Genomic DNA, 12,373 nt, shown 5'->3' with positions numbered 1-12,373 from the left:
AGCGGTCGGGCAACCGGGATGCGCGTGCCCAGCACTTGCGAGACGATGTCGCGAGCGATCTGCTGATCCGACAAGCCCACCTCGGCGAGGATCTCACCGCGATCGCCGTGGTCGAGGAACTGGTCGGGTAGCCCGAGTTCGTCGACAGCCGTGTCGACTCCGGCGGCGCGCAGTTCCTGGCGGATGCGGGTACCGATGCCGCCGACCCGAATGCCGTCCTCGATGGTGACGACGAGACGGTAGTCACGAGCCATGTCGATGATCGACGCGGGCACGGGGATGACCCACCGCGGGTCGACGACGGTGGCACCGATCCCCTGGGCCGCGAGCCGTTCCGCGACCTGAAGTCCGAGCTTCGCCATCGGCCCGACCGTGACGATGAGTACGTCGCGGTGCGCCGCCTCGCGCAGCACGTCGACGCCGTCGGCGGTGCGGCGGGCGGCATCCAGCTCGCTCCCGACGGTGCCCTTCGAGTAGCGCAGCACGGTCGGGGCGTCGTCAACCTGCACGGCCTCGCGCAGCTGCTCGCGGAGCCGGGCCGAGTCGCGCGGGGCCGCGATCCGGATGTGCGGCACCGCTTGGAGGATCGCGAGGTCCCACATCCCGTGGTGGCTCGGACCGTCGGGCCCGGTCACCCCGGCCCGGTCGAGCACGAAGGTCACCCCGGCTCGGTGGAGCGCGACATCCATGAGTACCTGATCGAACGCGCGGTTCACGAACGTCGCGTACAGGGCGACCACCGGATGCAGGCCGCCGTAGGCGAGCCCTGCCGCACTGGTGACGGCGTGCTGCTCGGCGATGCCGACGTCGAACACCCGGTCGGGGTACTTCTCGGCGAATCGATGGAGGCCGGTCGGCCGCAGCATCGCCGCGGTGATGCCGACGAGCCGTGGGTTCTCATCTGCGAGCTCGACGATTTCGTCGGCGAACACGCTCGTCCACGACGGCCGCGATGCCGCCTCGACGGGTTCGCCGGTTTCGGGGTCGATCTGCCCGACCGCGTGGAACTGGTCGGCGACATCCGCGATCGCCGGGCCGTAGCCGTGGCCCTTCTCGGTGATGACATGCACGATGACGGGTGCTTCGTACTCTTTCGCCTGACGCAGGGTCGACTCGAGAGCGGCCAGGTCGTGCCCGTGCACCGGGCCGAGGTACTTGATCTCGAGGTTGGAGTAGAGCGCCTGGTTGTTGGTGAATCGGGAGAGGAAGCCGTGCACCGCACCGCGTGTTCCGCGGTAGAGCGCGCGACCGACGGTGCCGAACTTGTCGAACACCTGCTGGCTCGTGCGATGGAGGCGGCGGTAGGAGCGACGGGTGCGCACGTCGTTAAGGAACCGCGCCATCCCGCCGATCGTCGGTGCGTAGGAGCGACCGTTGTCGTTGACGATAATGACGAGCCGACGGGAGTTGTCGTCACTGATGTTGTTGAGCGCCTCCCAGGTCATCCCGCCGGTGAGCGCCCCATCGCCGACGACCGCGACGACGTACCGGTCGCCCTGCCCGGTCATCGCGAACGCCCGCGAGATGCCGTCCGCCCACGACAGCGATGAGGATGCGTGCGAACTTTCGACGATGTCGTGCTCGCTCTCCGAGCGCTGCGGGTAGCCGGCCAGGCCGCCCTTCATCCGCAGCCGAGAAAAGTCCTGTCGCCCGGTGAGCAGCTTGTGCACGTAGCTCTGGTGCCCGGTGTCGAACACGACGGCATCGCGGGGCGAGTCGAACACCCGGTGGATCGCCATCGTCAGTTCGACGACGCCGAGGTTAGGGCCGAGGTGCCCGCCGGTCTTCGAGACCTCGGTCACGAGGAAGCGCCGGATCTCGGCACCGAGCTCGGCGAGTTGCTCTTTGCTCAACGCGTCAAGGTCGCGGGGCCCGCGGATGCCCTCGAGCACAGTCATGCTCCGAGCCTAGCCGCGCGTCAGACGAGCGACCTGAGCACGTACTGAAGGATGCCGCCGTTGCGGTAGTAGTCCGCCTCCCCGGGGGTGTCGATGCGAACGACCGCGTCGAACTCGACCGTCTTCTTCCCCTCGGGCGAGAACTCGCTCGGCGCCGCAGTGACCTTCACGGTCTTCGGCGTGACTCCCTCGTTGAGCTGCTCGAGCCCTTCGATCGAGACGATCTCGGTTCCGTCGAGACCGAGCGTCTCCCAGGTCTGACCCGCGGGGAACTGCAGCGGCACGACACCCATCCCGATCAGATTGGAGCGATGGATGCGCTCGAAGCTCTCGGTGATGACCGCCTTCACGCCGAGCAGCGAGGTGCCCTTGGCCGCCCAGTCGCGCGACGAGCCGGAGCCGTACTCCTTGCCGCCGAAGATCACGAGCGGGGTGCCTGTGGCCTGGTAGTTCATGCACGCGTCGTAGATGAAAGACTGCGGGCCGCCGGGCTTCGTGAAGTCGCGGGTGTAGCTGCCCTCGACGACCGCGCCGTCGTTGACCGCGCTGACCAGCAGGTTCTTGAGCCGGATGTTCGCGAAGGTGCCGCGGATCATTACTTCGTGGTTGCCGCGGCGCGAGCCGTACGAGTTGAAGTCGACACGGTCGACGCCGTGCTCGGTGAGATAATCGGCCGCCGGAGTTCCCGGCTTGATGTTGCCAGCCGGGCTGATGTGGTCGGTCGTGACCGAGTCGCCGAGCGTCGCCATTACTCGGGCACCATGGATGTCGGCGACCGGGGTCAGCTCCATCGTCATGCCGTCGAAGTACGGCGCCTTGCGCACGTAGGTCGAGTTCGGGTCCCACTGGAAGATCGGGTCGTTGGGCGTCGGCAGGCTGTTCCAGCGCTCGTCGCCGTCGAAGACGGTCGCGTACTGCTTGATGAACTGCTCGCGCGAGATCGACGAGTCGATCGTCTGCTGCACCTCTTCGGGCGACGGCCAGATGTCCTTGAGGAACACGTCATTGCCGTCGGCATCCGTGCCGAGCGCATCGATCGCGAAGTCGAAGTGCATCGAACCCGCGAGCGCGTAGGCGACGACGAGCGGCGGAGAAGCCAGGTAGTTCATCTTCACGTCGGGGCTGATGCGCCCCTCGAAGTTGCGGTTGCCCGAGAGCACCGCGGTGACCGCGAGGTCGTGCTCGTTGACCGCCGCAGATACCTCGTCGATGAGCGGGCCCGAGTTGCCGATGCAGACCGTGCAGCCGTAGCCGACCGTGTAGAAGCCGATGCTCTCGAGCGACTTGTCGAGGCCCGACTTCTCGTAGTAGTCGGTGACGACCTTCGAGCCCGGGGCGAGAGTGGTCTTCACCCACGGCTTGCGCTTGAGCCCCTTGTTCACGGCGTTGCGAGCCAGCAGCCCCGCCGCGATCATGACCGACGGGTTCGACGTGTTCGTGCAGGAGGTGATCGCCGCGAGCGTCACAGCGCCATTGTCGAGGAGGTACGTCGTGCCCTCGGGGGTGGTGACCTTCACGGGTTTCGACGCCGCTGCCGGAGCCCCGGAGGAGATGTGTACCTCGTGAGTGTGCTCTTCTTCGTCGCCGGGACGACCACCCGGGTCGGAGGCCGGGAAGGAATGCTTCGACTCGAGATCGACGATGTCGTGGCTGATTGACGGGGTCGTGTAGCTCAGGATGTCCTTCTCGAACTGCGCCTTCGAGTCGGCGAGCAGGATGCGGTCTTGCGGGCGCTTCGGGCCGGCGATCGAGGGGACGACGGTCGAGAGGTCGAGCTCGAGGTACTCGCTGAACACGGGCTCGTGCTCCGCGTCGTGCCAGAGCTTCTGCAGCTTCGCGTAGGCCTCGACGAGCGCGACCGTCTGCTCGTCGCGCCCGGTGAGGCGCAGGTAGTCGAGGGTGACGTCATCGATTGGGAAGATCGCAGCGGTCGAACCGAACTCCGGGCTCATGTTGCCGATCGTGGCGCGGTTGGCGAGCGGCACCGACGCGACGCCCTTGCCGTAGAACTCGACGAACTTGCCGACCACGCCGTGTTTGCGCAACAGGTCGGTGATGGTGAGCACGACGTCCGTCGCTGTAACCCCCGCAGGGATCTCGCCCGTGAGCTTGAAGCCGACGACACGCGGGATGAGCATCGACACCGGCTGGCCGAGCATCGCCGCCTCGGCCTCGATGCCGCCCACGCCCCAACCGAGCACACCGAGACCGTTGACCATGGTGGTGTGGCTGTCGGTGCCGACACACGTGTCGGGGTAGGCGCGCAAGACCCCGTCGACCTCGCGGTCGTAGATGACTTTCGCCAGATGCTCGATGTTGACCTGGTGCACGATTCCCGTTCCGGGCGGCACGACCTTGAAGTCCTGGAAGGCGGTCTGGCCCCAGCGAAGGAACTGGTAGCGCTCGCCGTTGCGCTGGTACTCGATCTCGACGTTGCGCTCGAGGGCGTTCTCGGAACCGAACAGGTCGGCGATGACCGAGTGGTCGATGACCATTTCGGCGGGCGAGAGCGGGTTGATCTTGTCGGGGTTGCCGCCGAGCGCGGTCACGGCTTCGCGCATCGTGGCGAGGTCGACGATGCAGGGGACGCCGGTGAAGTCCTGCATGATGACGCGGGCGGGGGTGAATTGGATCTCGGTGTCGGGCTCGGCCGTGGGCACCCAGGCGCCGAGCGCCTCGATCTGCGCCTTAGTGACGTTGGCGCCGTCTTCGGTGCGCAGCAGGTTCTCGAGCAGCACCTTGAGGCTGAATGGAAGCTTCTCGTGCCCGGGAACGGTGTCGATGCGGAAGATCTCGTAGTCGGTGCTGCCGACCGTGAGGGTGTCCTTCGAACTGAAGCTGTTGACCTTCGACACTGTTGTCTCCTCGTGACACCGCGCTTGCCCGCCAGGCAATCCTAAGCCTGGCCGGTCGCGATTTATCTTGACGTCGAGATAATTCTAGCGCCCGTCGGCGGGTTCTTCACGAGCACGCCACGCGGTGCGCACCAGAAGCCAGGTAACCCAGAGAAGTGCGGCGTAGAGCGGCACTCCCATGACGAGCTTGGTGGCAGCGAGGGCTTCGGTCGACTCCGCGAGATAGAGCGGTACCTGTACCGCGAGCCGCACTGCCGAGAGCGTCGCCCACAAGATCGTCGCGACCGTGGCGACCCTTAGTTTCGCCGGATTCCGCCGCCAGTCGTCGTCACCGAGCAGCAGCCCCACGATTACGCCGACGAACGGGCGACGCGCCAGAAGGCTGACGATCATCACCACCAACACCCCGCCGTTGATGAAGAAGCCGGGTACGAAGTTGTCGTTGGCGTTGCCCGTGAAGAGCGCGAGGGTAGCCGAGATCCCGATCCCGAGGGCGCCGGCGAGCGCGGTCGTGACCGGCTGACGCGTGACGACCCGCACGACGATGAAGACGAGGGCGAGGGCGAGCGGGGCGAGCACCGACGGCACCAGGTCGTGCGTGATCGTGTACGTGACCAAGAACCCGAGTCCAGGAAGAATGGACTCCACGAGGCCGCGGGCGCCGCCGATCGCGGCGAGCAGTGCGCCGGCCGTCGGGGTCTCCCCCGGCGTCACCTTGCCTAGGCCGGAACGTCGCGCTGCGGCAGACATCGCCTCGCGGAACGTCGGGACGGCGTCATCCGCCGGCTGTTGTTCTGCCATCGTCAGACCTGGGCCGCCGGGCCGGTCGGGGTGGCTCCGGCGACCGACGACGGGACGTGCAGGGGGATGAGGTCACGCGGCGGCATCGGGGTGGTGCCGCGCACGACGACGACGGTCCGGAACAGTTCCTCGACCTTGGCGGCGGCCTCGGGGTTCACCGCAGCCTCACCGCTGATCACTCCGCGCAGAAACCACCGCGGTCCGTCGACGCCGACGAAGCGGGCGATCCGCACGCCCTGGCCGCCGGGCGCGGGGATCTCGGCCCGCAGCTCGGGCCCGAGCGATCCGGTGCTCGCGGCGGTCCGGCCGCCCTGCTTCTCGATCTGCTGCACGATCTGCTCGCGAATCTCGTGCCACAGTCCGCTCGACCGCGGTGCCGCAAACGGCTGCAGTTGGAGCGTCGACCCGGCGTAGTCGAGGGCAACGGCGACGACGCGCTTGTTGCCCTCCTCCACCTCGAGGCGCACGGCGAGGTCGGCGCGCGGGAGCAACTTGATGCCCCCGAGGTCGACATAGGGCCGCACCGGGTTGGCTTCTGAGTCGTCGAACGGACCGGCCGTCGCACGATCGGCCGGGGCGGATTTGGGGTGTTCGGTGTCGCTCACGAGGTAACTGCTCCTGTTGTGCTGTCGGATGCCCCGTATCCGGTCGACCCGAAGCCGCCTTCGCCGCGGTCGCTGCCGGGGAGGCGCTCGACTTCGACGAACCGTACGCTCGGCACGGGCATCACGATGAGTTGCGCGATCCGGTCGCCCGCAGCGATCGCGTACGACTCACGGGCGTCGGTGTTGAGCAGTGTCACGCGGAGCTCCCCGCGATAGCCGGCATCCACCGTGCCCGGCGAATTCACAATCGTGATTCCGTGCTTCGCAGCCAGCCCGCTGCGCGGCACGACGAAGCCCACGTACCCGTTCGGCAGGGCGATCTTGAGGCCGGTACCGACCGTCGCCCGCTCGCCGGGGGCAAGCACGATGTCGTCGGACGAGACCAGATCCGCGCCGGCATCGCCTGGGTGGGCGTAGACCGGGAGGGTGCCTGAGAACAGCACCTCTATCGACTCGGTCACCTGACGAGGCTAGCCCATGCTCGAATAGAGGCATGCGGTATCGCGAACGGCCCAATTCCTTCCGGGAAAGGCTCTGGCCGGGTTGGTGGGTGTTCCTGGCGACGGCGCTCGTCATCCCTGCGAGCCTTCTGGTCTTTCTCCCGATCTCCTCCGCCGCGGGCATCGCGGTCGCGATCGTGCTCTACGGCGCAATCGTCATCGCCTTGCTGGCGACCACCCCGGTGATCGAGGTGACCGACGGGATGCTGCGCGTCGGTCGGGCGCGAATCGAGCGCTCGTTCGTCGGTGCCGTCACCGCGCACACCGGATCGGATGCCGTCGCAGAACGCGGTACTCGACTCGACGCGCGGGCCTGGCTCGTGCTGCGGGGCTGGATCTCGGGGGTCGTGCGGATCGAGATCACCGACGAGGCCGATCCGACGCCGTACTGGCTGGTCTCGACCAGGCGACCCGAAGAGTTGGCCGCCGCGTTGACGCCTTAGCGGATCAGGCCGAGCACTCGGTGCACATGGGCCCGAGCTTGGTGTCGTGGTCGAACTGCGACTGGTGCTTCACGAGGAAGCAGTTGACGCAGGTGAACTCGTCATCCTGAGGCGGGAGCACGACGACGTCGAGATCGAGGTCCGACAGGTCGGCGCCGCCCAGCTCGAAGCCATCGGCAGACGCATCATCGACGTCAACAACGCCCGAGAGCTTGTCCGGGGTGCGCTCCTGCAGGGCCTGGATCGACTCCGTGTCGTCGTCGGTCTTGCGCGGTGCGTCGTAGTCGGTTGCCATGCCCATCCATCTCGTGTGTAGCTGCCGTGGTGCTCGATTCGGCGGCGTCAGTCTGCATGATCGACGGGGGAATCGCAAACCACCCGAAATCAGGCGGTCGCCACGTGCGGGTCAACTTCCGGCGCGCCCGCGATATTCCCCGGAATCCCGGACTCGCCGTGGCATCCTGGGGCCCGAGGGAGGTGCCCGATGGAAGAGTTGAAAGTCATCGGCGTGGAGAGCGGTTCGCTGCTCGTCGCCTCCGAGGAAGGCAACCGCTACCGAGTCGCTATCGACGACGTGCTGCAATCGCGGCTTCGTCAGTCGTCACCGGAGCCCGGGAACGTACGCAAACTTTCGCCGCGAGAGATCCAGTCGCACATCCGAGCCGGGATGTCGGCAGAAGACGTCGCCGCGATCACCGGGGTGCCCCTCGACTACGTGCAGCGCTTCGAAGGTCCGGTTCTCGCCGAACGCGAGTTCGTCATCGAATCCGCTCTCGCCGTGCCCGTGCAACTCGCCAACGAGACCGACCCCTTCGGCGGCGGCGTCACCTTCGGAACGGTGATCCGTCGACGGCTCGCCGACGGGCACGCGATCGGGGAACGCTGGGCCTCCTGGAAAGAGGAAGGTGGCGGCTGGGTCGTGAAACTCACGTTCGTCGCCGAAACCATCGACCACGACGCCCGGTGGTCGTTCGACCCCAAGAAGTCGACCCTTGCGCCCCTCAACCAGGAAGCGATCACGCTCTCGCAGCAGGGCGAGCAACCCGCGAACCTGCTGCCGCGCCTGCGGGCTGTGCCGCTCGACGAGCAAGCCGACGCTGCTCGCTTCGACAGCGGAGCGTTCAACCTCAGCCCCGCAGACACCGCGCCCTCCGAGGCACCGTTCTCAGGCCCCTCGTACTCGGACGCCCAGACCGGCCCCCTGCTCGAGCCCGTCCCCTACGGTCGCGTCGGCGACGTCGAGCTACTGCCGGTGAAGAAGAACCAGACCGCCGACCTACTCGAAGCCCTCCGCAAACGCCGTGGCGAACGCGACCCGATGGACCCCGACCCCGAAGAGTCCATCGCCGCGCGCCCGTCAACCGGCACCGTGCGACTCATCGACATTCCGCTCGACGGCACCGACGAAGTCCCGATCGACTCGATGCGCACCAAACCCACGGCGCGCGACACCGGCCCGAACGGTCGCCGCGGCAGCAAAGGGCGAGCCTCAATGCCATCCTGGGATGAGATCGTTTTCGGCGCCCGCACCGACGACGACCTGTAGCCGTCAGCCGAAGGCGCCGAACCTCAAGAGTGGGATGTGGGCTTCCTCCGGGGTGAGCGAGCCGTGCTGGCCGATCATGCTGCGACCCCGGTCGTTCTCGTCGAGGTAGTACGCGACGCGTTTGCGGGCCGCGACGAGGATGTCGCCGATGCGGGGCAGCACGTCGGGGTCGACATCGCCGAAGAAGCCAGCGTCGACGGCTTCGGAACGGGTCGCGATCCAAGCCCGCCCGCCCTCGGCCGCCTGCCAGCGCGCGAGGACTTCGACGGCATCCGCTTCTGGTTCGAGGTGCAGCGCGATACAGCGCGGCTCACCCGACACATGTCGCACGCCGGCGAGCAAACCGGAGTCGACGATGACGTGGTCGTCGCGAGGGATGTCGAGGCCGCCGTGGTCGCCCGTGACGAGTAACCCTGCCTTCGGGCCGAGCCCCGCGGCGAACGCGCCCACGGCCTCGTCCACCTCTTCGAGCGCCGACGACCAAGCCACGGAGGCGATCCCGGACGCGTGGGCCGCGACATCCAGCTCCGGCGCGTAGACATACGTGAGCGATCGGTCGTAGCTGCCATGGATGCGGCGCACCTCCGCGAGGCGGACCGCGATCGAGTCCCCCGCCCGGTACTCCGCACCACGCAGTACGGCCGCGGTGAAGCCTGAGTCGCGATAGCGGCCGGGGCCTACGGCGAATGTCGGAATCCCGACGGCCGTCGCTTGCTCGAAGAGCGTCGGCACCCGCTGCCAGGTACCCGGATCGAGGTCACCGCCCCAGCCCGTGAGCTGGTTGATGACCCGGTCGCCGCTGGAGTCGAAGCCGAGGTAGCCGATGAGTCCGTGCATCCCCGGGAGGACCCCGGTGGTGAGCGACGCGAGCGCCGATGCGGTCGTCGAGGGAAACACCGTCTGGATGACGTCGGACCTCGGTGCGGCGAGAAGCCGTCGGGCGTAGCCGCGATGGGCGTCGAGCGCGACCGTACCGAGCCCGTCGACGAGCAGCACGACGGCGTGCTGCACGAACGGCAGGTTCAGGTTGCCTCGTTCACCGCGAACCGAGAAGAGGCAATTCGACAGGACGTCGGTGAGGCTGAACCGGTGGGATTTGACCGCCGGTAACATGGCCCCGATCTTATGACTTCCCCACCTCCTCCCACCGCAGCAGACGACTCCGCGCCCGGCGACGGCACCATCCTCGACGTCGATGTCGCGACCGAGATGGAGGGCTCGTTCCTCGAGTACGCCTACTCGGTCATCTACTCGCGGGCCCTGCCCGACGCGCGCGACGGGCTCAAGCCCGTGCAACGCCGCATCCTGTTCCAGATGTCGGAGATGGGCCTTCGCCCCGACCGCGGACACGTGAAGAGCGCCCGCGTCGTCGGTGACGTGATGGGTCGCCTGCACCCGCACGGTGACACCGCGATCTACGACGCGCTCGTGCGCCTCGCCCAGGACTTCACGATGCGCGTGCCGCTCGTCGATGGGCACGGCAACTTCGGCTCGCTCGACGACGGCCCGGCAGCCGCTCGCTACACGGAGGCCAGGATGCGCGCGGCAGCCGTCGCGATGTGCGAAGGGCTCGACGAAGACGTCGTCGACTTCGTTCCGAACTACGACAACCAGCTCACCCAGCCCGAGGTACTGCCTGCGGCCTATCCGAACCTGCTCGTCAATGGCGCCTCGGGCATCGCGGTCGGCATGGCGACCAACATGGCGCCGCACAACCTCATCGAGGTAGCCGCGGCGGCGAAGCACCTGCTCGAAAACCCCGAAGCGACGCTCGACGAGCTGATGGCGTACGTGCCCGGCCCTGACCTGCCGACGGGTGGCACGATCGTCGGCCTCGATGGCATCCGGGATGCCTACGCCAACGGACGCGGCAGTTTCAAAACCCGCGCGAAGGTCACGGTCGAACAGGTCGGGCCCCGCAGAACCGCCCTCGTCGTCACCGAGCTGCCCTACCTGGTCGGACCCGAGAAGGTCATCGAGAAGATCAAAGACGGGGTGCAGGCGAAGAAGATCACCGGCATCTCGGATGTCACCGACCTCACCGATCGCAAGAACGGGATGCGGCTCGTCATCGGCATCAAGACCGGCTTCTCGCCGGAGGGCGTGCTCGAGCAGCTCTACCGCCTCACTCCGCTCGAAGACGGCTTCGGCATCAACAACGTCTGCCTCGTCGGCGGCCAGCCGCTGACCCTCGGCCTGCGGGACCTCCTGAAGGTCTACCTCGATCACCGCATCTCGGTGGTCACGCGACGCTCCCAATACCGGCTCACCCGCCGGCAGGAGCGTCTGCACCTCGTTCTCGGTCTGCTCATCGCGATTCTCGACATCGACGAGGTCATCCAGGTGGTGCGCTCATCGGATGACGCCGCCGCCGCCCGCGTCCGCCTGATCGAGGTCTTCGACCTCTCGGTGCTGCAAGCCGACTACATCCTCGAGCTGCAGTTGCGCCGCCTCACGAAGTTCTCGCGCATCGAACTCGAGCGCGAGCGCGACAAGCTGCAGGAGGAGATCGCCGAACTCGAAGCGCTGCTCGGCGACCCGGCACGCGTGCGCACTCAGGTGGGCGTCGAGCTGGATGACGTGGCCGAGCGCTTTGGCACCCCGCGTCGCACGCTGCTCACCGAGGCGAAGGCATCCATCGCGGCAACGCCCGCACAGCGTCGCGCCGCCGCGACCGGAGGGCCTGCCCTCGAGATCGCCGACGGCCCCACCCTGGTCGTACTGTCCACCACCGGACGCACCGTGCGGGTCGAGGGTGGCGAAGCGCAACTCCCTGAAACGCGCGCGCGCAGCGGTCGGCGCAACCGGCACGACGCGATCCTCTCCACGGTCGCCTCGACGGTGCGCGGCGAGCTCGGTGCCGTCACGTCACGAGGCCGCTTGGTGCGGTTCTCCCCCGTCGACCTGCCGTCGGTGCCCGCGAACTCGGTGCAGCTTGCCGCTGGCGCGCGTATCGGCGACTACTTGGGACTCGCCGACAAGAAGGAACGCGTGCTCGGGTTGGTGTCACTCAGCTCCGACGAGCCGATCGCCCTCGGTACGGCTTCCGGCGTTGTGAAGCGGGTCGCTGCCGGCGGCTGGCCCGCGAAGCCCGACTTCGAAGTGATTGCGCTGAAGCCCGGCGACGAGGTCGTCGGGATCGCACAGGGAGGCGACGCCGAGGAACTGGTGTTCGTCACAACCGACGCCCAGCTGCTGCGATTCGCCGCGTCGGCGGTGCGACCGCAGGGTGTCGCGGCAGGCGGCATGGCGGGCATCAACCTCTCTTCGGGCGCAAAGGTGCTGTTCTTCGGCACCGTAGACCCGTCGGCGGATGTCGTCGTCGCAACGATCTCGACACCCACCGAAACCCTCGCGGGAGCCGACCCGGGGCGCGCGAAGGTCTCCGCATTCAGCGAATTCCCGGGTAAGGGCCGCGCGACGGGCGGCGTGCGCGCGCACACCTTCCTCAAGGGCGAGAACTCCCTGGCGCTGGCCTGGGCCGGTCCGGCGCCTGCCCTTGCGGTCGGGCCCGACGGTTCATTGCGCACCCTCCCAGACGCGGGCGCGAAGCGCGACGCCTCCGGAACCCCGATGGATGCGGTGGTCGGCTCGATCGGCCGCACGCTTTAGAACATCGGGCCAGGAAGGCGTGGAATCCCGAGCCAGCTGAAGAGCAGGCTTGCGCCCCAGAGGACGAAGACCACGACCGCGAGGACCGCCATGGTGAGTGCGACGAGCAACAC

At 67.6% G+C, this 12,373-nt stretch carries 10 protein-coding genes; 3 read left to right on the top strand and 7 right to left on the bottom strand.

The genetic code is table 11. From position 1 onward, the window contains the following. The 5 genes from dxs to dut all read right to left on the bottom strand — a co-directional run. Nucleotides 1-1,898: 1-deoxy-D-xylulose-5-phosphate synthase (gene dxs / locus RMO30_RS04885; protein WP_309710255.1), on the bottom strand; the 1,898-nt coding region annotated here is incomplete at its 3' end. Between the two features lie 20 nt (nucleotides 1,899-1,918). Further along, entirely contained in the window at nucleotides 1,919-4,753 is a 2,835-nt protein-coding gene (locus tag RMO30_RS04880; RefSeq protein WP_309710253.1) for an aconitate hydratase, read from the bottom strand. 84 nt (nucleotides 4,754-4,837) lie between these two features. After that, nucleotides 4,838-5,554 carry a DUF3159 domain-containing protein gene (locus RMO30_RS04875; protein ID WP_309710251.1) on the bottom strand — a complete coding sequence of 239 codons (717 nt, stop codon included), beginning with the start codon at nucleotides 5,552-5,554 and terminating at the stop codon, nucleotides 4,838-4,840. A 2-nt stretch (nucleotides 5,555-5,556) separates the two neighbouring features. Then, nucleotides 5,557-6,159: a DUF3710 domain-containing protein gene (locus RMO30_RS04870; RefSeq protein ID WP_309710248.1), complete on the bottom strand. Its 603-nt coding sequence runs from the start codon at nucleotides 6,157-6,159 to the stop codon at nucleotides 5,557-5,559. Further along, entirely contained in the window at nucleotides 6,156-6,620 is a 465-nt protein-coding gene (dut, locus tag RMO30_RS04865; RefSeq protein ID WP_309710245.1) for a dUTP diphosphatase, read from the bottom strand. Before dut ends, RMO30_RS04870 begins: the two co-directional genes overlap by 4 nt. 89 nt (nucleotides 6,621-6,709) lie before the next feature. Here dut and RMO30_RS04860 point away from each other — a divergent pair, with 89 nt between their 5' ends. Continuing rightward, complete coding sequence (locus RMO30_RS04860) at nucleotides 6,710-7,102, top strand: DUF3093 domain-containing protein (RefSeq protein WP_309710242.1); 393 nt, start codon at nucleotides 6,710-6,712, stop codon at nucleotides 7,100-7,102. A 4-nt stretch (nucleotides 7,103-7,106) separates the two neighbouring features. Here the strand turns inward: RMO30_RS04860 and RMO30_RS04855 are convergent, their stop codons facing one another. Beyond that, nucleotides 7,107-7,397 carry a DUF4193 domain-containing protein gene (locus RMO30_RS04855; RefSeq protein WP_309710257.1) on the bottom strand — a complete coding sequence of 97 codons (291 nt, stop codon included), beginning with the start codon at nucleotides 7,395-7,397 and terminating at the stop codon, nucleotides 7,107-7,109. A 189-nt stretch (nucleotides 7,398-7,586) separates the two neighbouring features. Between RMO30_RS04855 and sepH the strand changes: the two genes are divergently transcribed. Further along, entirely contained in the window at nucleotides 7,587-8,648 is a 1,062-nt protein-coding gene (gene sepH, locus RMO30_RS04850) for a septation protein SepH (protein WP_309710239.1), read from the top strand. 3 nt (nucleotides 8,649-8,651) lie between these two features. Here sepH and RMO30_RS04845 read toward each other — a convergent pair whose 3' ends face one another. Beyond that, complete coding sequence (locus RMO30_RS04845) at nucleotides 8,652-9,761, bottom strand: alkaline phosphatase family protein (protein WP_309710236.1); 1,110 nt, start codon at nucleotides 9,759-9,761, stop codon at nucleotides 8,652-8,654. Between the two features lie 12 nt (nucleotides 9,762-9,773). Here RMO30_RS04845 and RMO30_RS04840 point away from each other — a divergent pair, with 12 nt between their 5' ends. Beyond that, nucleotides 9,774-12,260, top strand: coding sequence for a DNA topoisomerase IV subunit A (locus RMO30_RS04840; protein WP_309710234.1), 2,487 nt, complete (start codon nucleotides 9,774-9,776; stop codon nucleotides 12,258-12,260). Nucleotides 12,261-12,373 lie beyond the last annotated feature (113 nt).

Origin of the sequence: Pseudolysinimonas sp. (assembly GCF_031389465.1) — a bacterium.
Classification (GTDB): Bacteria; Actinomycetota; Actinomycetes; order Actinomycetales; family Microbacteriaceae; genus Pseudolysinimonas_A.
This window is presented reverse-complemented; position numbering and strand designations above follow the sequence as displayed.

Coding starts and splice junctions, on each gene's coding strand:
- RMO30_RS04875 (WP_309710251.1), bottom strand. CDS start 5,554: ATGGCAGAACAACAGCCGGCGGATGACGCCGTCCCGACGTTCCGCGAG.
- RMO30_RS04855 (WP_309710257.1), bottom strand. CDS start 7,397: ATGGCAACCGACTACGACGCACCGCGCAAGACCGACGACGACACGGAG.
- sepH (WP_309710239.1), top strand. CDS start 7,587: ATGGAAGAGTTGAAAGTCATCGGCGTGGAGAGCGGTTCGCTGCTCGTC.
- RMO30_RS04845 (WP_309710236.1), bottom strand. CDS start 9,761: ATGTTACCGGCGGTCAAATCCCACCGGTTCAGCCTCACCGACGTCCTG.
- RMO30_RS04840 (WP_309710234.1), top strand. CDS start 9,774: ATGACTTCCCCACCTCCTCCCACCGCAGCAGACGACTCCGCGCCCGGC.